Here is a 21,096-nt window from a genome sequence, read left to right on the forward strand (position 1 = left end):
GCGGGCCGCCCGTCACTCGCCGGCGCGCGCGACCTCCAGCGACGGGTAGTCGATGTAGCCCTCGGCGGTCGAGCCGTAGAACAGCTCCGGGCGCGGCTCGTTCAGCTCGGCCCCGGTCCGCCACCGCTCGACGAGGTCGGGGTTGGCGATGACGGGACGCCCGGCGGCGACCGCATCGGCCCAGTCCTCGGCCACGAGCTCCTCGGCGGCGGCGCGGGTGGTCTCGACGCCGAAGCCGGTGTTGACGATCAGCGGAGCGCCCGCAGCCCGGCGGATGGCCTGCACGAGGTCTCCGGCCGGCTCGGGGTGCAGCACGTCGACGAAGGCGAGCCCCAGCGGAGCCAAGCCCTCGGCGAGGGCCGTGTAGGTGGACAGCACATCGGCCGCGTCGTCCTCGATCACGCCCTGGATCCCGTGCGCGGGCGAGAGACGGATGCCGGTGCGGTCGGCCCCCACGGCCGCCGCGACGGCGGTCGTGACCTCGATCGCGAAGCGCGCGCGGTTCTCCGGCGAGCCGCCGTACCGGTCGTCGCGGATGTTGGACACCGGCGACAGGAACTCGTGCACGAGGTAGCCGTTGGCGCCGTGCACCTCGACGCCGTCGAAGCCCGCCGCGATCGCGTTGCGGGCAGCCTGGACGAACTGCTCGACAACCTCGGGGATTTCGTCGAGGGTGAGGGCGTGGGCGACCGGGAGGTCGGCCTTGCCGCGAGGCGTCCGTGTCTGGCCGGGGGCGGCGAGGGCGCTGGGGCCGACGACACGGGGCTCCCCCGAGATGTCCGGGTGCCCGACGCGCCCGCCGTGCATGAGCTGCATCACGATCGTGCCGCCCTCGGCGTGCACGGCGCCGGCCACGCGTCGCCAGCCGTCGATCTGCGCGGGCGTGACGATCCCCGGCTGGCCGGGATACGACTTGCCCTCGAGGACCGGCCAGACGCCCTCCGAGATGATCAGCCCCTGCCCCGCGCGCTGGCGGTAGTACTCCTCGATGATGGCGGTCGGCACACCGTCGGCGTCCGCACGCGTACGGGTGAGCGGCGCCATCACGACGCGGTTGGACAGATGCAGCGAGCCGAAGTCGGCGGAGTCGTAGAGAGTCACAGAAGGACCAAGGACGCCGCCCGCCACTGTATTCCCGTGAATCGACCGTATTCCGGTGTATCAACCACCGAGGTCGGCGACGAGGTTCGCGAAGTGATCGAGGTCGGCGGCGGTCCACTTGCGCAGACGTTCGCCGATGCGCCCCTCGTACCGGGAGCGGGCCAGCGCCACCCGCTCCTCGGCCAGCGGTGTCGCGACCAGCACCCGCGCGCGCCGGTCCTCCGGGTCGGGGATGCTCTCGACAAGACCGAGCTGTTCGAGTTGCCGCACCTGCCGGCTCACGGCCGACTTGTCGGTCTGCAGGCGCTCGATGAGCGCGCCGGCCGTGGTCGCCCTGCCCGCGAGGATCGAGGTGAGGACCTGGTACCCGAGAGGCTGCAGATCCGGGTGCACGGTGACGGCGGCCTCGCGCCAGCCGACGCGGATGCGGGCGAAGAGGCGCCCGAGCTCCTGCTCGACGCGGGAGATCGCGTGGTCCAGATCGTCGATCGGCGCGCCGTCGGCGGAGCCGGAGGCCCCGTCAGCGGCGGGGTCGTCGGTCGAGGCGCTCATGTCGCCAGTGTACGGCGCAGCCCCGCCGCCGGATGCGGCGGCGGGGCTGCCCTCAGATCTCGGAGAGGAGGCGGAAGACCTTCGACGCCGCCTCGATCTCGGCGGGCGTGAGCTCGTCGATCACGGTGCGGAGCCGGGAGCCGTACTCGCGACGCACCTCGGTGAGCGCGGTGCACGCGGCGGGCGTCGCGGTGAGCACCCGCAGCCGCCCGTCGCGCTCGTCCGGCACCGCGGCGATCAGTCCCAGCTCCTCCAGCATGCGCACCTGGCGGCTGACGACCGACTTGTCCATCTCGAAGCGCTCGGCGAGCTCGTGCGCATTGGCGGAGCCTGCCCGGTCGATGAACGTGAGCAGCTTGTACCCCGCCACCTGGAGCTCCGGGTGGACCCGGGACGCCGATTCCTTCCAGAGCGACCGGGTCCGCGCGAAGATGAGGTTGAGGTGCGCCTGGAGGTCGCTGAGGGCGGTGTCGACGTCGGGCGTGCCGACCGCCTCGGACGCGCTCATGTCAGCTCTCCTGCTTCCGATCCTCGCGCTCGAGCACGCGGACCGTGCCCGTCGTGGCGGCCGGCTCGGCCTGCCCGGTGCGGATCGTGCCGGTCGACAGGTGGGCGCCGACCTCGGCCTCGGAGACCTCGATCACCGACTCCTCGGCCTGCTCGCGCAGCTGCTCCGCGGCGTTCTTGGTGGAGAGCGGCTTGTTCTTGATGAACGCGATCGCGATGATCGCGATCACGGCCAGCGGGATCGCGAGGATGAACGCGTCGGCGATGCCGTGCCCGTAGGCGCTCTCCACGATCGTGCGGATCGTGTCGGGCAGCTCGCCCACCTTCGGCACGTCACCGGATCCGAGCCGTTCGAGGGCGGTGACCTCGTCCGGAGTCGTGGGGACGAAGCCCTTCAGGCCGTCCTTCATGAAGTCGGCGACGCTGGTCGACAGCAGCGACCCCATGACGGTGACGCCGATGGTGCCGGCGATCGTCCGGAAGAAGTTGACGTTCGAGGAGGCGGCGCCCAGCTGCTGCGGCGCGGTGTCGTTCTGCACGATGAGCGTGAGGTTCTGCATCACCATGCCGAGCCCCGCGCCGAGGACGAACATGTAGACCGCGACCAGGGTGAAGGGCGTGTCGTAGCGGAGCGTCGCCATCAGGCTCACGCCGATGGTGGCGAGGATCGAGCCGGTGATCATCCAGCCCTTCCACTTGCCGAAGCGGCTGACGAGCTGGCCGATGATGATGGACGCGCCCATCTGACCGATGATCATCGGGATCGTCATCAGACCGGACTCGGTGGGCGTGGCGCCGCGGGCCAGCTGGAAGTATTGGGCGAGGAAGACCGAGGTCGCGAACATCGAGACGCCGATCGCGATCGAGGCGACGACCGAGAGCGTGAAGGTACGGTTGCGGAACAGCGACATCGGGACGATCGGCTCTTTCACGAAGAACTCGACGGCGATGAACCCGGCGATCGCCACGCCCGCGGTCACGGCGAGCGCGATGCTCGTGCCGGAGTCCCAGTCGAACTGGTTGCCGCCCATGGAGACCCAGATCAGCAGGGTCGAGACGCCGACGGCGAGGAGGACGATGCCGAAGTAGTCGATGGAGACCTTGGTGTCGCGCTGCGGCTTGGGCAGGTGCAGCGTGAACTGCAGCAGCACGAGCGCGACGATGGCGAACGGGACGCCGACGAAGAAGTTGGCGCGCCAGCCCCAGGCGTCGGTGATGACGCCGCCCAGCAGCGGGCCGCCGATCGTGCCGAGGGCCATGATCCCGCCGACGACACCCATGTACTTGCCGCGCTCGCGCGGGGAGATGATGAGCGCCACGGCGATCATGACGAGCGACATCAGGCCGCCGACACCGATGCCCTGCACGACGCGGACGGCGATGAGCATGTTGGTGTCGGTCGAGAAGCCGGCGATGACGGTGCCGACCGTGAAGAGGATCAGCGAGATCTGGATGAGGACCTTGCGGTCGACGAGGTCGGCGAGCTTGCCCCAGATCGGGGTCGAGACCGCGGTCGCGAGGAGGCTCGCGGTGATGACCCAGGTGTACTGGGACTGGGTGCCGCCGAGGTCGGCGATGATGACGGGCATCGAGGTCGAGACGACCGTGCCGGAGAGCACGGCGACGAACATGCCGACGATGAGGCCGGAGATCGCGGTGAAGACCTCGCGGGCCGAGCGCGTGGTCTCGGAGGTGGATGAGGTGTGTGTCACGGGGGAATGCTCCTGCATAGAAAGTTGATCGAGATCAACCATACGCCGATAGTTGCGGTTTCGCAACTATCGCGGATACCGCACGCCGAGGACGCGGTCAAGGGTGTCGCCGCGCGCTTCGCACCGACCGACCCTGACCCCATGACCACCGCCTCCACGCCCCGCCCCGACCGGCGCCTGCTGGTGTCGGGCTTCCTTTTCGGATGCGGGATCGCCGCCTCGATGATCGACCTCTTCGTCTTCCACCTCGTGCTGCACTGGCACCACTTCTACGATCTGTCGACCTCCGACGTCGCCCTCGTCTCCGACGGCTTCTTCCATGCGTTCGGCTGGTTCCTCACGATCTTCGGCGCCTTCCTCCTCGCCGACGTCCGCCGGCGGAGGCCCGTGCGCTGGGCGCGATGGACCGGCGCGGTGATCGCCGGGGTCGGGTTCTTCCAGCTCTTCGACGGCGTCGTCGACCACAAGCTCCTGCGCATCCACCAGATCCGCTACGGCGTCGACCTCGTGCTCTACGACACCGTCTGGATCGTGTCGGCCGTCGTGCTGCTCGCTGCCGGAGCCCTCACGGTGTGGCGGACCCGACCGGCCCCGAGGGGGTGACAGCCGTGCACGACGGACACGACGGGCACGACGACCCGCCCCGGCTTCCGGACCTCGATGCGGACGCGACGAGCGGGGGCATCGACGTCCTCCCCTTCCTCGCCCTCGTCCTCCTCCTCTGCGGCGCCGTGCTGTATCTCGTCGCGCTGCGGCGGACCCGCGACCGCAGCCCCTGGCCGCGGCCACGGACGGCCGCCTGGATGAGCGGCCTGCTGTGCGCCGCGGTCGGCACCGTCGGACCGTTCGCCGCCCTGGCCCACAGCAGCTTTCCGGTGCACATGGCCGGCCACGTGCTCGTGGGCATGCTGGCCCCGCTCCTCCTCGTGCTCGGGCATCCCGTCTCCCTGGCCCTCCGCGCCCTTCCCGTCGCCAGGGCGCGCATGCTCTCCCGGCTGCTCCGCTGCGGCCCGGTCCGGACACTCACACACCCGGTGATCGCGGGTACCCTCAACATCGGCGGGTTGTGGCTCCTCTACGCCACGCCGCTGTTCCCCCTCATGCACGCCTCACCGTGGCTGCATGCTGCGGTGCACCTGCACGTGCTGCTGACCGGGTACCTGTTCACCGCGAGCATCCTCGGCCTCGATCCCGATCCGCATCGAGCCTCCGTCACCGTACGGGCGTCCGTCCTCATCGTCTTCATCGCCGCGCACTCGATCCTCGCCAAGTGGCTGTGGGCACACCCGCCCGCCGGGGTCCCGGTGGCCGACGCGCGGATCGGCGCGGAACTGATGTTCTCCGCCGGTGACGCCGTCGACGTGCTGCTGATCGTGCTGCTGCTCCGGCAGTGGTACGTGGCGACGCGACCGCGGGACTCCGCTCAACCGCAGAACGAGGAGAGCCCGTCGTGGAGGCGCTCGATCGCCTCGACGGCCTCCGGCGCCTGAAGGTCGGTCATGCCGCTGAGCTGATCGGCGCCGGAGCGGATGAGGTCGCCGAGCTGTCCGTCCATCCCCTCGGCCACGCCGTCGAGGGTTGCGACGAGGTCGTCACGGGCGGCGTCGAGCTGTTCCGCCGACACGTCGCCCTGGGTCAGGAGGGCCTGGTACTGCGCGTAGGCGTCGTCGATCGTCGCGCAGGTCTCCGCGACAGGAACCCCGAACGCGTCGCCCGCGACCTGGGTGACCTGGGCGCACCCCGCGAGGAGGCCGACGGAGAGCAGCAGGGGGACGAGGACGATTCGGCGCATGCCCCGAGGGTAGCCGCGGCGCCTGGACCGCGGCTGACCCCCGGGCGGTGCGGCGGTCAGCCGCCGGACGGGTTCTCGAGGGGCTTGCCCTCGTCGTCCGTCGTCTCGCGCTCGAGCACGTCCTCCGTGCTCTCGCCGCTGTCGTCCGGAGCGCCACCGGAGGCCGTGTCGGCCTCTTCGTCGGCGCCGGGCGTGCCCTGCGTGTTCTGGGGATCGCTCATGTCGTCCTCCTCTGTTCGGTCCGACGACCGTAGCCGCACGCCCGGGCGCCCCTCAGGGGGTTGACCGCAGGCGCGCCGACGACCACACTGCCGCCGCCCCGGCGGATCAGCCCTGCACCCAGAGCCGTTCGATCGGCACGGCTCGTCCGAGGATGCGTTCAGCGGCACGATGGCCGGAGAGCATCGCCGCCGGCACGGTCGCCGGGTCGTCGGTCCACGTCGCCTCGCCCGCAAGGTGCAGGACGCCGCCGATGGGCGCCGCGAGGTCGTCATGGTCGGAGGTGGCCGACCCCACGGTCATGTAGGCGTACGAGCCGTGCGCGAACGGATCGTCCTGCCAGGCGGTGCGGTGCAGACGCGTCGGCTCCGGGATGCCGTCGCCGTACAGCCGTCGGAGCTGCCGCATGATCGACTCCTGCACCTCCGCGTCGCTCCAGTCCCGCGTCGCCACCGCCGCCGGACCCGCGGCGAAGGTGAGCAGGAGGGGATCGTCGTGCAGCGGCGTGAGGTCGTACCAGGAGTGCCACCATCGGGCCTCCGGTCCCTGCTGCCGGATGGCGTACACGCCGTCGCCCCAGAACCGCTCAGGGAAGCGGAGGAACACCTTCTCGAACGCGTTCATCCGCAGTCGTCCCAGCGCCGCGGCGTTCACGGCGGGCAACGGCGGGACGATCTCCAGGATGCCCGCGTGCAGCACCCCCACCGGCACCGTCACGACCGCCGAGTCCGCCATCACGTCTCCGCGCGGAGTGCGCACCCAGACGCCGTCCTCGCTCCAGTCGACGCGCGTGACGATCTGCTCCAGCCGGACGTCGAGCCCCTCGGCGAGTCGCTCCGGAAGCACGCCGTAGCCGTCGGGGAAGACGACCTCGTCCCCCTCGATCGCGTCGTCGTCGAGGCCGTGCGCCGCGAGATCCTCGATCCACGCGCCGTACTGCTCCTCCGCGCGATGCTCCAGATACTCGCGCACCCGCTGGGTGCGGTCGGCACTCCAGCCCTGCGTCGCCAGTGCCTCCTCCGTGACGTCGCGGTACGAGGCCTCCGGAGCCGAGGCGGCGATCACCGCGGGGAGCGCCGCATCCACCGCATGCACATCGTCCGCGAACGCCCGGGCCTCCTCCGGGGAGAGCCGCCGGCCGTCCGGGCCGTGGGACGCGATCGGGCGGCTGTCCACTTGGTAGCCGCCGACGGTGAACTCCTGCGTCCGCATGCCGAACGCCTCCGCGGCCGCCGCCACCGGACTCCCGTCGACGCCGTGGATCCAGGACGCGCCGAGGTCGACGACACCGTCGCTGCGGTCGGTGTGCACGCGGCCGCCGACACGGTCCCGCGCCTCGAGCACGATCACCGTGCGCCCGGCGTCCTGCAGCAGCCGCGCCACGGTCAGCCCCGCGACCCCGGCTCCGACGACCACCGTGTCGACCTGCTCCATGCGCTCCTCCTCGTCGCCCGCCGTGGGGCCGTGCCCCGAACGATAGCCGAGCAGGACGGACACCGACAGGGCCGCAGGGCCGCTGGCGCTGCCCCGACGCGGCGAACGGGATGATGGCGACATGCCCCGCATCTCCGCCGCGACCGTCGCCGAGCGGACGACGCCGGGTTCGCGGGCGCACCCGTGGACCACAGGTCCGGCGGGATGACAACCCCCTGGGCGGCACCCGCGGAACCGCGGACCCTGGACTCATGAGCCACCACCCCGACGACATCAAGCAGCCCCTGGACCACCTGCCCCCGGCGGACGAGCGGGACAAGGCCGTCGAGATCGACGAGCCGCACTACCCCACCTCGGACGCCCCGACCGGGCCCGCGCACGCGACGCCGGAGACCGCAGCGGAGCCGGACAAGCCGAACCGCCACGGCGTCGACAAGCTCCCGCCCACCTCGCGCTGACCCGCTCGTCCCTCAACTATTGTTGAGGTCGACGAAGGGACAGCGCGGATGGAACCGGAGGACCTCCTCCCGATCGGCGAGGTCACCCGGCGCACGGGAGTGGCGCCGTCGGCGCTGCACTTCTACGAGCAGCTCGGACTGATCGCCTCCACCCGCACGCCGGGGAACCAGCGGCGGTACCGCCGCCACATGCTGCGGCGGATCTCGATCATCGTCGTGGCGAAGCGCATCGGGATCCCGCTCAGCGAGGTGCAGGAGATCTTCGAGACACTGCCGGTCGACGCCCCGCCCTCGCACGGCGACTGGCGCCGCGTCGCCAAACGCTGGCGCGCTGAGCTGGAGGAGCGCCGCACCCAGCTCGAGCATCTGCAACGTGATCTCGCCGGCTGCATCGGCTGCGGCTGCCTGTCGATGAAGGCGTGCCGGCTGCTGAACCCCGAGGACGCCCTCGGCGAGAGCGGCCCGGGCCCCCGCCGCATCTGACCCGGGATGCCTGTCACGGCCGCCACGTCAAGGGGGTGTCGGGAACCGTCGAACGGTGGGACCGTGGACCCATCCCCACCAGCGATCAGCATGGTTGCGCCTCTTGGCACCAGGTTCCTGTGGAGATGGAACGAAGGATCCATCCGATGGGCAAGTTCATCTATGAAGGCGGTCCGAAGATCGAGATCGAGGACCGCGCTCTCACGCACATCCAGCTCGTCATGACCACCAAGCTCCGCCGCGGCGAGCCGCTCCCGTTCTCGTGGAAGGAAGACGCCTCCATCGGCGGCGGCCGGACGACGGTCTGGGTGCACGCGCACTCGAACATCGTGTTCAAGTTCGCCGGCAGCCGTCCGCCGGCCATCAACCGGCAGTGGGTGGAGGCGCTGTCGTACACCGCGAACACGCCGACCGGCCTGTACCTCGTGCCGGAGCCGGAGGGGACGAGCGCGGCCTCCCGGCAGCTCGCCGACATGACCGCCTGACGACGATCGACCAGGGCGGCCCCGGGGACTCAGTCCTCGGGGTCATTCTTCTTCTGCGCTTTCTCCGCGTCCTTCTCGGCGCGCTCCTGTGCCTTCTCGGCCTCTCTCTCGGCCTTCTCCTGCGCCTTCTCGGCCTCCTTCTCGGCCTTCTCGGCGGCTTTCTCGGCGGCTTTCTCGGCGGCATCCTGCGCCTTCTCGGCCTTCTTGTCGGCCTTGCCGTCGGCCTTCGTGTCGTTCGGGGGCCCGGGCGCCGGAGCCGGGGCGTCGACCGGTATCACCGCCGGCGCCTCCTCCTCCGGGACGGTCTCGGCGACGACGACGGCGGGGGTCGGGGTGGAGCGCGGTGCCGGCTCGGTGTCGACGCGCATCAGCACGGGCCCCGGGCTCCCGTCCCCCGCCGCCCAGAACGAGCCGACGACGGTGACCACGACCGTGAGGGTGACCGCCGCCGCGACGACGCCGGTCACGAGGCCGCGTCGCCACCGCGCACGCTGTCGGCGGGGGGCGCGCGACCGCAGGGCCCCGGACGGGTGCGGAGCCGGAGCCGGGAGCACGCGGGTGCGCGTCGTACCGGAGCCGGCCGTCGGCGCCTGCGCCGCGAAGGCGGCCGCGGCGATCGGAGCCGGTACGGTCGGCCGCGGCGGCAGCGGTGCGCCACGGGTGATGTCTGCGACCGCCGCGAAGACGCCGGCGGCGGTCGGACGATCGGCCGGGTCCGTGGCGGTCATCCGCCGCAGCAGCGCCGCCCACTCCGGCCCCACGGAGTCGGGGATGTCGGGCTGCTCGATCAGCCGCGCGAGAGTGGCACCGATGCCTTCCGCCTGAGCGAACGCCCGCTCCCCCGTCAGCGCTTCCCGCAGCACCAGGCCGAGCGCGTAGATGTCCACCGGAGGCGCCGGAGACGCCCCGTTCAGCTGCTCCGGCGCGAGATAGGCGGCGGTGCCGATGACCGTGCCGGGCGTGGTCACGCGGGCTGCGTCGACGAGCACGGAGATCCCGAAGTCCGCGAGCTTCGCCCCCGAGCGGCTTCCGCCGAGCGCGCACCCGGTGAGCAGGACGTTGGAGGGTTTGATGTCGCGGTGCACGATGCCCGCGCCGTGCACGACGTGCAGGGCCTCGGCGAGGTCGGCGGCGAGCGCGGCGACCTCGGCGGACGACACCGGGCCCTGGGCGATCCGCTCCGCGAGGGTCGGGCCGTCGATGAACTCCATCACGAGATACTCGGCGCGGCCGGGACGGAGCTCCGCGTCGTACAGCGTGACGAGCGCGGGATGGTTGAGGGAGGCGAGCACGGTCATCTCGCTGCGCGCACGATCGGAGGCCGCCCCCTCCTGCGTCTCCGCCCGGAGCATCTTGATGGCGACCGTGCGTCCGAGCAGCGAGTCGTCCGCGCGGTACACGCGGGCCATTCCGCCCTGCCCGACGCACTCCCGGAGGTGGTACCGCCCGTCGAGCAGCGCTTCCGTGGGGAGCGAGTCATCCGTCATCGTGGAGTCCTTCTGTCGCGGCATCGGGGTCTGCGCGACGATGGTCACTCTAGGGTCTGGGACGGTTCCGTCCACGGGCCTTGACAGGGGCCCCGGCACCGGGGTGGTGTCCCGGCGCGGGAGAATGGGACATATGTCCGCGCGTTCCCCCCAGCGACTGCTCCTCTCCGTCCGCCGGCTGCTGCACACCGACCCGTCGTCCGTCGCCCACACCGAGGCGATGCCCGTGATCGACGAGCACACCGTCCCGCGGGTGCTCGATCTGGCGACCCGCATCGGGGAGTCGATGTTCGCGGTCGGGGCGTCGGCCCACGAGGTGACGCTCGCGATCACCCGCGTCTGCGAGGCGTACGGCCTGAAGGGCGTCCAGGTCGACGTCACCTACAACTCGATCACGGTCTCGTTCCACCTCAGCGGCGAGGTCTGGCCGGAGACCCTCGTGCGCGTGGTCCGCGTCGCCGCCCCCGACCACGCCAAGCTGCAGCGGGTGCAGGCCCTCGTCGCCGACATCGACGGCGGCCTCGATCTGGAATCCGCCCGTACCGCGTTCCGGGTCATCCGCCGGGTGCCCTTCCGCTACCAGCAGCCCGTCGTGATCGTCGCCCGCGCACTGCTCGCGGTCGGCGTCAGCATCATGCTCGGCGCGTCCCCGCTCATCGTGGGGCTCACGTTCGTCGCCGCCCTCGGCGCGGCGCTGACCCAGGCCGGCCTCGCGCGACTGCGTGTGCCGCTGTTCTTCAGCCAGATCGCCGGAGGCCTGGTCACCACGGTCGTCGCGGTGGCGGTCTCGGCGCTGGGCGGTGCGGGGATCGAGCCGTTCGTCGGCATCCGCCCCTCGATCATCGTCGCCTCGGGCATCGTGCTCATGCTCGCCGGGCTGACGGTGGTGGGGGCCGCGCAGGACGCCATCGACGGGTTCGCGCTCACCGCCGGCGGCCGCATCCTCGACCTCACGATGCAGACCCTCGGGGTGGTGATCGGTATCCTCGTCGGTCTGGAACTCGGCAGCACCCTCGGGTTCACGATGGAGCTGCCGGACGACCCGGCCCCGTTCGGCCCGCTGCTGAACCAGTTCGTCGGAGCGATCATCATCGCGGTCGCCGTCGCCGTGTTCAACGGTGCGGGCATCCGCATCATCCTCGTGAGCGCGCTGCTGAGCGCCGTCACCCTCGCGGGCTATGCCGGCACCGTCGCCCTCGATCTGCACCCGGCGGCGGCGAGCGCGGTCGGCGCCCTCCTGGCGAGCTTCATCGGGATGCTGATCGCCCACAACCTGCATGTGCCGTCGGTGGCGGTGACCACGGCCGCGATCGTGCCGCTCGTGCCCGGTGTGGCGGTGTTCCAGGGCTTGCTGGAGGTCGTGCACGCCGCCGGCACGTCCACCGGGATGCTGGCCGTCGGCGGGTCGCTCATCGACGCCGCCGTGATCGGCATCGCTCTCGCGTCCGGTGCCTCCCTCGGGCTCTACCTGGGCACGCCCGTGCGCGCGACCCTCGCCGGCGTCGCGAAGACGAGGGCACGCGTGCGGCGCTGACGCCGCGGTGCGCCCGGCGCGGAACGCATCCGGGACGGGCGCACCGGCGGAGGGTCAGTTGCCGCCGAGGTCCCTGATGAGCTCGGCCTCGTCCTCCTTCGACAGCGAGGTCTGCACGACCGTGCCGTTGTAGGGGGCCAGGGCTTCGGCGAACTTGTCCTCGGTGAGCTTGAGCGCGTAGATGACGACGGCGGACTTCCCCGCCGTCACCGTGGCTTTGACGCGGTCGCGGAATTCCGCGTCGATACCGGTCTTGTCGAGCCCGGAGAACAGCGCCCCGAGCAGCCCGCCGAACACGAGGCCGGCGACCGGGATGAAGAAGAGGATGCCGATGAGGGCACCGAACAGCGCGCCGGACGCGACGCCGAACCCGATCTTGCCCGCGGCCCCCGGATACTCGACCTTCGTCTTGCCCTCGCCGTCGACCTTCACGAGCGCGAGTCCGGCGAGCTCGACGACGAGGTCGTCCTGCAGGGCTTGGACCTTGTTGTAGGCGCCCTCCGCGTCGCTTTCGGTGTCGTAGGAGATGACGATCAGTTCAGCCATGGTTGTCCTGCTTTCGATTGCGGTCGGAGATGCTCTCCGCGCGTGCAGAGGCACCGGTGTCCGCCCGACCTTAGGCGGGGCCTCGGAGACCCGACAGCGCCGCCGGAAAGATCACCCGGGTGATCTTTGGACGCGGGAGGGGGTCGGCGGACGATGTCGGTGGTCCCGTCTACCGTCGCCGACGTGCCTGATCCCGTACCGCAGTGGTGGGCGAGACGACAGTTCTCGCGCGGTCTCGCCGTGCCCTACGCCGTCGGGACGTACCGCGCGGCGTGGGCCGCCTACCCCGAACTGATCCGGCAGTACCACCCCGAGCTCAACCACGGCATCGTACTCTCGCAGATCCCGCTGGGGGCCGATGTGCTGCTCTGCTGGGAATGCGCGGTCGGGCACCGGTTCGCCGCGACCCCGACCGAGCAGCGCCAGCGTCCGGGACGCGTGCGACGACGCTCGTCCTGGTGCCCGGAGTGCGCGGCCCTGGCGCGGCCGCAGCCGGTCGTCCTCGGCGAGGCCAGGGCCATTCCCGCCCGACCGAAGACGCCGGCCCCCGCGCTCTGCACGAAGACCCCCGACCTTCCGACGGGCACCGCGTTCCTGAGCGCCTGCGCGCCGAAGCCGGCCTCCGCTGCCGAAGGCGCGCTCCGGCACGCGCTGGCGGAGCGGCTGGTGATCGCCGACGACGTCACCGCGATCAAGGTCGCACGGCCGTTCTTCCGGCATACGGAGGTCTGGCCCGACATCCTCCTGCCCGACCTGCGCATCGCGATCGAGTACGACACGGTCGGCCGCCACGGCCTGGAGCACGTCGGACGTCGGGAGGACGTCGACCGCCGGAAGGACCGCGCGGTGCGGGGCGCCGGGTGGGAGGTCGTGCGGGTGCGGATGGGGAAGCTGCAACCGCTCGGCCCCTTCGATCTGCCGCTCACGACGCTCGGCGCGACGGGCGTCACCCGGCTCATCGACCGGCTCCGCGACATCCGCGGCGCCCTGGTGGTCGACGCCTTCCTGCGCTGACCGCGGGGTCAGCGCGCCGCGTCCTCCTCCTTCCGCGTGCGGGCGGCGCCGAGGGTGATCGTGGACAGCAGGCCGAGAGCGAGGAAGCCCGCGGCGGTCCACGCCGCGTACCGCGTGCCGTCCGAGAACGCGCTGCGGGCGGCATCGGCCAGCGGCGCGGTCTCGGGATCGCGGTCGAGGCCGGCGATCGCTCCGCCGGCGCTGTCGACCACCGCCGACACCACCTGGTCGCGCTGGGCGGCCGGCACACCCCGGTCGTCGAGCGTCGCGCCGAGGATTCCCGCGGTGCTCGAGAACAGCACGGTGCCGAGCACGGCCACCCCGAGGGCGGCGCCGAGCTGCCGGGACGTGGACTGGGTGCCGGACGCCGCGCCGCTGTCCGCCACCGGCACATCGGCGAGGACGACGCCGGTGAGCTGCGCGGTCGCGAGCCCCACCCCGAGTCCGTAGACGAAGAGGAAGGGCACGAGCGGCACCCACGACGCGTCGGGCGCGATGACGAACCCGACGCCCGCGACGCCGACGATCTCGGCGAGCAGGCCGACCCGCACCATCCAGACCGGGGCGACCCGTCCGCTCGCGGCCCCCGCGACACCGCTGGCGAGGAAGGAGCCGCCGGCGAGCGCGAGCAGCAGCAGCCCGGTCTGCAGCGCGTCGAAGCCGAGCACGAACTGCAGCCAGAGCGGCAGGGCGAGGATGAGGCCGAACTCCCCCAGCGAGACCACGGAGGCCGCGATGTTGCCGTTGCGGAACGACGGGATCGTGAACAGCCGCAAGGCCAGGAGCGTGGAGCGGCCCTGCCGCTGGCGGTGCACTCCCCAGGCGATGAAGGCGACGAGACCGAGCACCGCGACGGCGAACGCGAACGGGATCGGCGACAGCTCCCCCGGCCAGGTCCAGTCGCCGATCCGCGGTCGCTCGTCCACGAGCCACCACCCGTACGTGCGGCCCTCGATGAGCCCGAAGACGAGACTGCCCATCGTCAGCACCGACAGCACGGCGCCCACCACGTCGATCCGCTCGGTGCGCTCCCCGCGCGATTCGGCCACGGTGAGCAGCACGCCCACGACGATGAGGAGGCCGAGCGGGATGTTGATGCCGAACGCCCAGCGCCAGGAGAACACGGTGGTCAGCCACCCGCCCAGCAGCGGTCCGACCGCGGCCATCCCGCCGATGGTCGAGCCCCAGACGGCGAAGGCGATGCCGCGCTCCCGGCCGCGGAAGGTCGCGTTGATGAGGGACAGCGTGGTCGGAAGGATCATCGCCCCGCCCACGCCCTGGACGAGGCGGGCGAGGATGAGGATGCTCCCGCTCGGTGCGGTGGCGGCGACGACGGAGGCGGCGGCGAACACGACGACGCCGATGAGCATGACGCGTCGGCGTCCGAAGCGGTCGGCGAGGCTTCCGAAGACCAGGAGGAGGGCGGCGAAGACGAGGGTGTAGGACTCCTGCACCCACTGCACCTCGGTCGACGTGATCCCGAGGTCGTCGACGATCGCCGGGATCGCGACGTTTACGATCGTCGAATCCACGATGATGAGGCTGACGGCGATGCTGATGAACACCAGCCCCACCCAGCGCAGACGGTGTGAGCACTCCATGTTTGCTAGCTTAGTTAGATATCTGAGCGTGTAGGCACTTTTATCCGTTCCTCGCCGCGAGCGCAACCCCCGTGCGAGGCGAGGCGGAGGACGCGATGATGCCCTCATGAAACTCGTCTCCTACGCCGGCCAGCAGCTCATCACCTCTGACGACGTCGCCGAGACGCTGCTCACGCTCGCCGCCGCCATCGCGAGCGAGGGAGAGTCCGAGGCGCTCGAGATCCCGATCCTCCTGGACGGGGAGAAGGACTGGGCCGACCTGCTCGTGGGCGTCGGCAACGACGTCCTCGTCAGCCCCCACCACACTGCCGAGACGGAGCCCGACTTCTCCGCCGAGGTGACCGAGCTGCAGTCCCACCGCCATTACCCCAAGGAGTCCCGCGACTCCTCAGCACTCGGAGACGTCGACATCCCGGCGCTCTCCGACTTCGACATGGGGCACGGTCTCTGACCCGACCCCCTGAGGGCTCCCCTGCTCGACAGAGTGCCGGACGAGCACGCCGTCCCGGAGAGCGATCTCGCGATGGGCGTCCTGGATCAGCGCCGCATCGTGGGTGACGCAGAGCACCACCGCTCCCCGCCGCGCCTCATCGCGGAGCACGCCCCTGATGCGGGCCACGGACTCCGCGTCCAATGCCGTCGTGGGCTCATCGACGAGGAGCACATCGGCGCAGGACGCCAGCCCCTGCGCGAGAAGGACCCGCTGCTGCTGACCCCCTGACAGCGCCGCGAAGGGATGCCGAGCGAGGGTCCGCACGGCCACCCGATCCATCGCCGCGCCCACCGCCTCCCTGGCCCGCCGGTCCCGCCGGCGCAGCGCGCCCAGCCGCCCCCAGGTGCCGACCTCGACGACGTCCTGCGCCGTGAGCGGAAGACCGGCAGGGACCGCGGCCCGCTGCGGGACGAACGCGAGCGAGCCGTGCACCCGGCGGCGACCGCGCGTGGGCGGGCAGACCCCGGCGACGACCTCCAGCAGCGTCGACTTCCCGGCGCCGTTCGGGCCGGTCACCACCGCGAACTCGCCCGCAGGCACGGCGAGGGAGACGCCCCGCAAGGCGTCTCCGCGCGGGAACCGGACGGTGACGTCCTCCAGTCGGATGCCGGGGCCGGGGCCGTGCGGTCGAGAACTCATGTCTCCAGTTTATGAATTTGATAATCATTATCAAATACCTTTAGGCTCGCGTTCCGTGACCTCCTCGCTCCTGGCCCTCTCGCCGTTCGGCCTCGCGTTCTTCCAGCGCGGGCTGATCGGCGGCGCCCTCGTCGCCGTCCTCTGCGCGGTCGTGGGCACCTGGGTCGTGGTGCGCGGGATGGCCTTCCTCGGAGAGGCCCTGGCACACGGGATGCTGCCGGGCGTCGCGCTGGCCACCGTCCTGGGAGCGCCCGCGCTGATCGGCGGCGCCCTCAGCGCCGTGGCCATGAGCATCGGCATCGGCGCCCTGCAGCGCCGCGCCCGCCTCTCCTACGACACCAGCATCGGGCTGCTCTTCGTCTCGATGCTGGCGCTCGGGGTCATCATCATCTCCCACTCCGGCAGCTTCGCGACGGACGCGACCGCCATCCTGTTCGGCGACATCCTCGCGATCGGTCGCGGGGACCTCGTCCTGCTCACCGGGGCCACCGCGATCGGGGTGACGGTCGCGGCCCTCTGGCATCGCCCCTTCGTCGCGCTCGCCCTCGACGCCCGGATCGCGACGGTCCTCGGCCTCCGCCCCCGACGCGCTCAGGCCGTCCTCGTCGGATTGGTCACCCTCGCCGTCGTCGCGTCCTATCAGGCCGTCGGATCGCTGCTCGTCGTCGGCCTGCTCCTCGCCCCCGCCGTCGCCGCCGGGCACTGGACGACACGGCTGCCCACCCGCATGCTCCTGGCGAGCGTGTTCGGCGTCACCGCCGTCCTCCTCGGCCTCCTGACCTCCTGGTACGCGGCGACCGCGGCCGGCGCGTCCGTGGCCGCCGCCGCGATCGCCCTCGCCGCTCTGTCCTGGGCCGCCCGCACGATCATGACCGCGCTCGGCGCGGGCCGCTCCGCCCTCGACCACCGTCCCGTCGTCCCCTCGTCCTGACCCCTCGAAAGGCTCCCGTGCACGTCCGTCCCCTGCCCCTCGCCGCCGTCGTCGCCGCCACGCTCGCACTCACCGCCTGCGCCGGCCCCGCCCCGTCGTCGCCGTCCCCCGCCTCCTCTACCGGTCACGGCGCGATCGCCGGCGCCGAGGAGGTCGCGGAGCCGCCGCTCGGCCTGACCACCATCGACGCGGACGGCACCGTCACCCACCTCGACCTCCTGGACGAGAGCGTGACCCGCATCGGGGCGGTCCGCCCTCCCGCGGGGATGACCACGGACGGCCGGTACCTCTTCGCCGACACCGGCGACGGCGTGGACATCGTCGACAGCGGCGTGTGGACCTGGGACCACGTCGACCACTTCCACTACTACCGCGCCGAACCGGGGGTGCGGGGAACCGTTCCGGGCGACGGTCCTGCGACGGTCGCCACGACGAACAGCTCCACCACCGGCGGCACCGGCGTCTCCTTCGCGGGGTCGGGCGACGCCGTGCTCCTCGACACCGCGGCACTGTCGAAGGGAGAGGTGCGCGAGCTGTTCCGCATCGAGCGCTCCCCCCACGCCGGGCTGGTGGTGCCGATCGGATCCTTCGCCCTGGTGACCACCGGGGAGAGCGGCGCGGCCGAGGCGGTCGTCGGCTACACGGCGGAGGGCCGACCCACCGGACTCCGCGAGGTCTGCCGCGAGCCCGCCGGAACCATCACGACGAGGGTCGGGGCGGTGATCGGCTGCGCCGACGGGGCCCTGCTGGCCCGGGTCGAGGACGGGGCGCTGCTCGTGGAGCGCATCCCGTTCCCGGAGGGAGCACCGGAGGGTGCCGTGGCCGCGTTCGACAACCGCGAAGGGCGCCCCACTGTGGCGGGTCTGGCGGGACCGACCGACATCCGCGTCCTCGACACCCGCGACCGGAGCTGGACCCTCCTCACGGCGCCCGCCCCTCTCGTGCAGGTGACGGCGGTCGACGACGAGGACGACACGCTCCTCGCCCTCGCGCAGGACGGCCGCGTGCTCGTGCTCGACGCCGTCGACGGCACGATCCGCGCGGCGACCCCTCCGCTGGTCGCGGAGTCGCTCGCCGCCGACGAGACCCCGACCCTCATCGCCGACCAGCACCGCGCCTACCTCAGCGGACCGTCGGAACACCGGCTGTTCGAGATCGACTACGCCGACGACGCCCGCATCGCGCGGACCTTCGACACCGCCAGCGCGCCGGTTCTCGTCGCCGAGACGGGACGCTGACATGCGCCGCCTTCGCACGCTCGTCGCCGTCGTCCTCACCGGACTCACCGCGGCACTGCTGACCGCTTGTCACGCCTCCGCCGACCCGCGCCCCGTAGTCGTCGTCTCCACGAACATCCTCGGCGACGTGGTCGGCGAGCTGGTCGGCGACCAGGCCGCCGTCGTCACGCTCATGAAGCCGAACGCCGACCCGCACTCGTTCGAGATCTCCGCCCAGGAGGCGGCGACGCTGCGCGATGCCGACCTGCTGGTCTCGAACGGGCTCGGGCTCGAGGAAGGCCTGCGCCAGCACCTCGACGCCGCCGTGGACGCCGGCGTCGCATCCTTCGTGGCCGGCGACGTCATCGACGTGCGGGACTACCGGGAGGGCGATGCCGCCGGAATGCCGGACTCCCACTTCTGGACCGATCCGGCCCGCATGATCGACGTCGTCGACGCCCTGGAGCCCGCACTGGCCGCGCTGGAGGGGATCGACACCGACGCCCTCGCGGCGGATGCGGCCGCCTACCGGGACGAGCTGGAGGCGCTGGACGCGGAGATGGCCGCGGCGTTCGCCACGATCCCGGCCGAACGCCGGTCCCTCGTGACCAACCACCACGTGTTCGGCTACCTCGCCGACCGCTTCGACTTCACGGTGGTGGGCACGGTGATCCCCGGTGGCACGACGCTGGCCGCCCCCTCCGCGTCGGACCTCGCCGACCTCGTCGGTGCCGTGCAGGAGACCGGCGTCCCCGCCGTCTTCGCCGAATCCTCCGCGCCCGACCGTCTGGTGCAGGCGCTCGCCGAGGAGGCCGACGTCCACGTCGAGGTGATCGAGCTGTTCACCGAGTCCCTCACGGCGGACGACGGCGAGGCCCCCGACTACCTGACCATGATGCGCGTCAACACCGCGCGCATCACCTCCGGTCTCACCCGCTGAGACCATCCCTCACAGAGAAAGAAGCACCGCATGAAGACACTCCCCCTGCGCCGGGCGCTGGTCGGGGCCGTCGCCCTGGGCGCGGCCGTGACCCTCGTCTCCTGCTCGACCACCGCGGGAGGCGGACCGGCCCCGAGCGACGCCCCGGCCGGCGAGGCCGGTCCCCGCGTCGCCGTCTCGTACGACGGCGGCATCCTCGTGCTCGACGGTGACACCCTCGACACGGTCGGCGATTTCGACTCCGAACCGTTCACGCGACTCAACCCGGCCGGCGACGGACGCCATGTGCTGGTGACGATGAGCGAGGGATTCCAGGTGCTCGACACCGGAGCGGGCTCCACCGAACCCGCCGAGCTGACCGACACGGTGTTCGAAGCGGACACCCCCGGCCACGTCGTCCGGCACGGCGGCAAGACCATCCTGTACGCCGACGGCACGAGCGACACCACCATCTTCGACACCGCCGAACTGGCCGACGGCGACCTGCCGGACGTCGAGACCATCGCGGGCGACGAGGCGCATCACGGCGTCTCGGTGCTCCTCGAGGACGGGACCTTCCTCACGACGGTCGGGAATGCGGACGGCCGCAGCGGCATCGTGGTGCGGGACGCCGACGGAGCCGAGATCGCCTCGTCCGACCAGTGCCCCGGCGTGCACGGCGAGGGCACCGCCGCGGACGAGGTCGTCGTGTTCGGCTGCGAGGACGGCGCCCTCGTCTACAAGGACGGCGAGATCACCAAGCTCGCCGCCCCCGACCAGCCCTACGGCCGCATGGGGAACGCCTACGTGAGCGAGACGAGCCCCATCGTCGTGGGCGACTACAAGAACGACCCCGACGCCGAGGGCTACCTGCTCGATGCCGTCACCCTCATCGACACCGCGGCGCTGACCTCCACGGTCGTGCCGCTCCCGGACGGTGCGGAGTACACGTTCCGCGACGTCGTGCGAGGCCCGGACGACCTGGCCTACATCCTCGGCACCGACGGTGCGATCCACGTGCTCGATCCCGCCTCCGGCGAGATCACCGACACGTGGCCGGTCATCGCGGCGTGGGAGGGTCCCGCCGACTGGCAGGACCCGCACCCCGCGATCGTCGTGGCGGGTGACGTCGCGTACGTGACCGAGCCGTCAGCGAAGAGCCTGCACGCCGTCGATCTCACCACCGGCGAGGTGCGTGCGAGCGCGGAGCTGGACGTCACCCCGAATGAGATCGCGCCCGCCCGGGGCTGAGTCTCGCGGCCGCGCCGCGGACCGTCCTCTCCGGACGGGTCCGCGGTGCGGCTTCGACCGGGGCCGCGGCCTCTGACCCGACCCAGCGGAAGCGGTCGATCGTCCGCGAAAGGGCCGGCACGCGCCCGAGGAGGAGGAACAGGCCGTAGCCGAGCGCGCCGCCTGCGACGTTGCAGAGCAGATCGCTGACGTCGGCGATGTGGCCGCCGCCGAAGAAGCGCTGCGCTGCGAGCTGCGCGAGTTCGATGCCGAGGCTCGTACCGACGATCACGGGCAGCACCCGGCTCCACGAGGGCCGCATGCGCATGAGCGGGACGAGCATCCCCAGCGGGACGAAGACGAGCACGTTCATCAGCGCGTCCTCGACCTCGTAGTCGGCGAACGGCACGAGAGCCACCGCCGGCGTCCAGGGCTCCCCGCTGTCCGGTGCATTGAGGAAGATGGGGAAGACCGTGTTCCCCACGATCCCGGCGGCGTAGACCGCCACCGCCGCCGCCACCAGCATCCGCGGAACGGTCAGCAGCCGGCGTGCATGCAGCCATCCGACGAGGACGGCGAACAGCACGACGCCAAGCGGGATCACGACGGGGAGGACGGGGACCGCACCGAACGGGTCGGCCGCAGGGGTCACGAGGGGCACTCTCTCCACGGTAGCCAGCGGCGCCGCCCCGCTCGTCATCCGGAAGGATGATCCGCGGCACGGCTCTCTCCGGTCGGGGCA

Annotated in this window: 24 protein-coding genes; 12 read left to right on the forward strand and 12 right to left on the reverse strand. The window is 71.7% G+C overall.

Translation table 11 applies throughout. The annotated features are described in order from the left end of the window. Window positions 1–12 precede the first annotated feature (12 nt). The 4 genes from KAF39_RS01720 to KAF39_RS01735 are packed head-to-tail and all read right to left on the reverse strand — an operon-like array spanning window position 13 to window position 3,890. Complete coding sequence (locus tag KAF39_RS01720) at window positions 13–1,101, reverse strand: alkene reductase (RefSeq protein ID WP_210675674.1); 1,089 nt, start codon at window positions 1,099–1,101, stop codon at window positions 13–15. Between the two features lie 60 nt (window positions 1,102–1,161). Further along, window positions 1,162–1,653: a MarR family winged helix-turn-helix transcriptional regulator gene (locus tag KAF39_RS01725; RefSeq protein ID WP_210675675.1), complete on the reverse strand. Its 492-nt coding sequence runs from the start codon at window positions 1,651–1,653 to the stop codon at window positions 1,162–1,164. 52 nt (window positions 1,654–1,705) lie between these two features. Beyond that, window positions 1,706–2,161: a MarR family winged helix-turn-helix transcriptional regulator gene (locus KAF39_RS01730; protein WP_210675676.1), complete on the reverse strand. Its 456-nt coding sequence runs from the start codon at window positions 2,159–2,161 to the stop codon at window positions 1,706–1,708. Window position 2,162: 1 nt separating this feature from the next. Then, the gene (locus KAF39_RS01735; RefSeq protein WP_210675677.1) at window positions 2,163–3,890 is read right to left on the reverse strand and encodes an MDR family MFS transporter; all 1,728 of its coding nucleotides are present in this window, start codon (window positions 3,888–3,890) and stop codon (window positions 2,163–2,165) included. A gap of 123 nt (window positions 3,891–4,013) precedes the next feature. On the opposite strand from KAF39_RS01735, the gene KAF39_RS01740 reads away from it, so the two are divergent. Both KAF39_RS01740 and KAF39_RS01745 read left to right on the forward strand, forming a co-directional pair. Next, the gene (locus KAF39_RS01740; protein ID WP_210675678.1) at window positions 4,014–4,475 is read left to right on the forward strand and encodes a DUF2243 domain-containing protein; all 462 of its coding nucleotides are present in this window, start codon (window positions 4,014–4,016) and stop codon (window positions 4,473–4,475) included. Between the two features lie 5 nt (window positions 4,476–4,480). Further along, a complete protein-coding gene (locus tag KAF39_RS01745; protein WP_307805009.1) occupies window positions 4,481–5,362 on the forward strand; it encodes a cytochrome c oxidase assembly protein in 882 nt (293 codons plus the stop codon). Here KAF39_RS01745 and KAF39_RS01750 read toward each other — a convergent pair. The 3 genes from KAF39_RS01750 to KAF39_RS01760 form a co-directional block, all read right to left on the reverse strand. Next, on the reverse strand, window positions 5,296–5,664 hold the full coding sequence (locus KAF39_RS01750; protein ID WP_210675679.1) for a hypothetical protein: 369 nt from the start codon (window positions 5,662–5,664) through the stop codon (window positions 5,296–5,298). The two genes, KAF39_RS01745 and KAF39_RS01750, sit on opposite strands and share 67 nt — an antisense overlap. A gap of 56 nt (window positions 5,665–5,720) precedes the next feature. Continuing rightward, window positions 5,721–5,885 carry a hypothetical protein gene (locus KAF39_RS01755; RefSeq protein ID WP_210675680.1) on the reverse strand — a complete coding sequence of 55 codons (165 nt, stop codon included), beginning with the start codon at window positions 5,883–5,885 and terminating at the stop codon, window positions 5,721–5,723. A 106-nt stretch (window positions 5,886–5,991) separates the two neighbouring features. Beyond that, window positions 5,992–7,317 carry an NAD(P)/FAD-dependent oxidoreductase gene (locus KAF39_RS01760; RefSeq protein WP_210677908.1) on the reverse strand — a complete coding sequence of 442 codons (1,326 nt, stop codon included), beginning with the start codon at window positions 7,315–7,317 and terminating at the stop codon, window positions 5,992–5,994. Between the two features lie 251 nt (window positions 7,318–7,568). On the opposite strand from KAF39_RS01760, the gene KAF39_RS01765 reads away from it, so the two are divergent. The 3 genes from KAF39_RS01765 (at window position 7,569) to KAF39_RS01775 (ending at window position 8,743) form a co-directional block, all read left to right on the forward strand. After that, window positions 7,569–7,775, forward strand: coding sequence for a hypothetical protein (locus KAF39_RS01765; protein WP_210675681.1), 207 nt, complete (start codon window positions 7,569–7,571; stop codon window positions 7,773–7,775). Between the two features lie 48 nt (window positions 7,776–7,823). Continuing rightward, window positions 7,824–8,258 carry a redox-sensitive transcriptional activator SoxR gene (gene soxR / locus KAF39_RS01770; RefSeq protein ID WP_210675682.1) on the forward strand — a complete coding sequence of 145 codons (435 nt, stop codon included), beginning with the start codon at window positions 7,824–7,826 and terminating at the stop codon, window positions 8,256–8,258. Between the two features lie 146 nt (window positions 8,259–8,404). After that, on the forward strand, window positions 8,405–8,743 hold the full coding sequence (locus KAF39_RS01775; RefSeq protein ID WP_210675683.1) for an ATP-dependent DNA ligase: 339 nt from the start codon (window positions 8,405–8,407) through the stop codon (window positions 8,741–8,743). Window positions 8,744–8,772: 29 nt separating this feature from the next. On the opposite strand, the gene KAF39_RS01780 is transcribed toward KAF39_RS01775, so the two are convergent. Continuing rightward, window positions 8,773–10,230, reverse strand: coding sequence for a serine/threonine-protein kinase (locus tag KAF39_RS01780; protein ID WP_246878204.1), 1,458 nt, complete (start codon window positions 10,228–10,230; stop codon window positions 8,773–8,775). A 133-nt stretch (window positions 10,231–10,363) separates the two neighbouring features. On the opposite strand from KAF39_RS01780, the gene KAF39_RS01785 reads away from it, so the two are divergent. Then, window positions 10,364–11,764: a threonine/serine exporter ThrE family protein gene (locus tag KAF39_RS01785; RefSeq protein WP_210675684.1), complete on the forward strand. Its 1,401-nt coding sequence runs from the start codon at window positions 10,364–10,366 to the stop codon at window positions 11,762–11,764. A 54-nt stretch (window positions 11,765–11,818) separates the two neighbouring features. Here KAF39_RS01785 and KAF39_RS01790 read toward each other — a convergent pair whose 3' ends face one another. Beyond that, on the reverse strand, window positions 11,819–12,310 hold the full coding sequence (locus KAF39_RS01790) for a DUF1269 domain-containing protein (RefSeq protein WP_210675685.1): 492 nt from the start codon (window positions 12,308–12,310) through the stop codon (window positions 11,819–11,821). 183 nt (window positions 12,311–12,493) lie between these two features. On the opposite strand from KAF39_RS01790, the gene KAF39_RS01795 reads away from it, so the two are divergent. Continuing rightward, a complete protein-coding gene (locus KAF39_RS01795) occupies window positions 12,494–13,324 on the forward strand; it encodes a zinc-ribbon domain-containing protein (RefSeq protein ID WP_307805010.1) in 831 nt (276 codons plus the stop codon). An 8-nt stretch (window positions 13,325–13,332) separates the two neighbouring features. Here KAF39_RS01795 and KAF39_RS01800 read toward each other — a convergent pair whose 3' ends face one another. Then, a complete protein-coding gene (locus tag KAF39_RS01800; RefSeq protein WP_210675687.1) occupies window positions 13,333–14,925 on the reverse strand; it encodes a DHA2 family efflux MFS transporter permease subunit in 1,593 nt (530 codons plus the stop codon). 106 nt (window positions 14,926–15,031) lie between these two features. On the opposite strand from KAF39_RS01800, the gene KAF39_RS01805 reads away from it, so the two are divergent. Beyond that, the gene (locus tag KAF39_RS01805) at window positions 15,032–15,376 is read left to right on the forward strand and encodes a hypothetical protein (RefSeq protein ID WP_210675688.1); all 345 of its coding nucleotides are present in this window, start codon (window positions 15,032–15,034) and stop codon (window positions 15,374–15,376) included. Here KAF39_RS01805 and KAF39_RS01810 read toward each other — a convergent pair. Then, on the reverse strand, window positions 15,314–16,057 hold the full coding sequence (locus KAF39_RS01810; RefSeq protein WP_210675689.1) for a metal ABC transporter ATP-binding protein: 744 nt from the start codon (window positions 16,055–16,057) through the stop codon (window positions 15,314–15,316). The genes KAF39_RS01805 and KAF39_RS01810 overlap by 63 nt on opposite strands. Window positions 16,058–16,112: 55 nt before the next feature. Here KAF39_RS01810 and aztB point away from each other — a divergent pair, with 55 nt between their 5' ends. From aztB to aztD, 4 genes are read left to right on the forward strand one after another with little or no spacing between them, the layout of a single operon-like run. Beyond that, complete coding sequence (gene aztB / locus KAF39_RS01815) at window positions 16,113–16,988, forward strand: zinc ABC transporter permease AztB (protein WP_307805011.1); 876 nt, start codon at window positions 16,113–16,115, stop codon at window positions 16,986–16,988. 17 nt (window positions 16,989–17,005) lie between these two features. Then, window positions 17,006–18,226: an ABC transporter gene (locus KAF39_RS01820; RefSeq protein ID WP_307805012.1), complete on the forward strand. Its 1,221-nt coding sequence runs from the start codon at window positions 17,006–17,008 to the stop codon at window positions 18,224–18,226. Window position 18,227: 1 nt separating this feature from the next. Next, the gene (gene aztC / locus KAF39_RS01825) at window positions 18,228–19,145 is read left to right on the forward strand and encodes a zinc ABC transporter substrate-binding protein AztC (RefSeq protein WP_210675691.1); all 918 of its coding nucleotides are present in this window, start codon (window positions 18,228–18,230) and stop codon (window positions 19,143–19,145) included. A gap of 30 nt (window positions 19,146–19,175) precedes the next feature. Beyond that, a complete protein-coding gene (gene aztD, locus KAF39_RS01830) occupies window positions 19,176–20,375 on the forward strand; it encodes a zinc metallochaperone AztD (protein WP_210675692.1) in 1,200 nt (399 codons plus the stop codon). Here the strand turns inward: aztD and KAF39_RS01835 are convergent. Next, the gene (locus tag KAF39_RS01835; RefSeq protein WP_307805013.1) at window positions 20,341–21,015 is read right to left on the reverse strand and encodes a VanZ family protein; all 675 of its coding nucleotides are present in this window, start codon (window positions 21,013–21,015) and stop codon (window positions 20,341–20,343) included. The genes aztD and KAF39_RS01835 overlap by 35 nt on opposite strands. Window positions 21,016–21,096 lie beyond the last annotated feature (81 nt).

This window comes from Microbacterium sp. BLY, from assembly GCF_017939615.1.
Lineage (GTDB): Bacteria > Actinomycetota > Actinomycetes > Actinomycetales > Microbacteriaceae > Microbacterium.

Bases quoted from the DNA above. Each gene is read 5' to 3' on its own strand.
- KAF39_RS01725 (WP_210675675.1), bottom strand. From the start codon at position 1,653: ATGAGCGCCTCGACCGACGACCCCGCCGCTGACGGGGCCTCCGGCTCC.
- KAF39_RS01755 (WP_210675680.1), bottom strand. From the start codon at position 5,885: ATGAGCGATCCCCAGAACACGCAGGGCACGCCCGGCGCCGACGAAGAG.
- KAF39_RS01765 (WP_210675681.1), top strand. From the start codon at position 7,569: ATGAGCCACCACCCCGACGACATCAAGCAGCCCCTGGACCACCTGCCC.
- aztC (WP_210675691.1), top strand. From the start codon at position 18,228: ATGCGCCGCCTTCGCACGCTCGTCGCCGTCGTCCTCACCGGACTCACC.
- KAF39_RS01810 (WP_210675689.1), bottom strand. From the start codon at position 16,057: ATGAGTTCTCGACCGCACGGCCCCGGCCCCGGCATCCGACTGGAGGAC.
- aztD (WP_210675692.1), top strand. From the start codon at position 19,176: ATGAAGACACTCCCCCTGCGCCGGGCGCTGGTCGGGGCCGTCGCCCTG.
- KAF39_RS01785 (WP_210675684.1), top strand. From the start codon at position 10,364: ATGTCCGCGCGTTCCCCCCAGCGACTGCTCCTCTCCGTCCGCCGGCTG.
- KAF39_RS01805 (WP_210675688.1), top strand. From the start codon at position 15,032: ATGAAACTCGTCTCCTACGCCGGCCAGCAGCTCATCACCTCTGACGAC.
- KAF39_RS01775 (WP_210675683.1), top strand. From the start codon at position 8,405: ATGGGCAAGTTCATCTATGAAGGCGGTCCGAAGATCGAGATCGAGGAC.
- KAF39_RS01790 (WP_210675685.1), bottom strand. From the start codon at position 12,310: ATGGCTGAACTGATCGTCATCTCCTACGACACCGAAAGCGACGCGGAG.
- KAF39_RS01780 (WP_246878204.1), bottom strand. From the start codon at position 10,230: ATGACGGATGACTCGCTCCCCACGGAAGCGCTGCTCGACGGGCGGTAC.
- KAF39_RS01750 (WP_210675679.1), bottom strand. From the start codon at position 5,664: ATGCGCCGAATCGTCCTCGTCCCCCTGCTGCTCTCCGTCGGCCTCCTC.
- KAF39_RS01735 (WP_210675677.1), bottom strand. From the start codon at position 3,890: ATGCAGGAGCATTCCCCCGTGACACACACCTCATCCACCTCCGAGACC.
- KAF39_RS01740 (WP_210675678.1), top strand. From the start codon at position 4,014: ATGACCACCGCCTCCACGCCCCGCCCCGACCGGCGCCTGCTGGTGTCG.
- KAF39_RS01730 (WP_210675676.1), bottom strand. From the start codon at position 2,161: ATGAGCGCGTCCGAGGCGGTCGGCACGCCCGACGTCGACACCGCCCTC.
- soxR (WP_210675682.1), top strand. From the start codon at position 7,824: ATGGAACCGGAGGACCTCCTCCCGATCGGCGAGGTCACCCGGCGCACG.
- KAF39_RS01800 (WP_210675687.1), bottom strand. From the start codon at position 14,925: ATGGAGTGCTCACACCGTCTGCGCTGGGTGGGGCTGGTGTTCATCAGC.
- KAF39_RS01760 (WP_210677908.1), bottom strand. From the start codon at position 7,317: ATGGAGCAGGTCGACACGGTGGTCGTCGGAGCCGGGGTCGCGGGGCTG.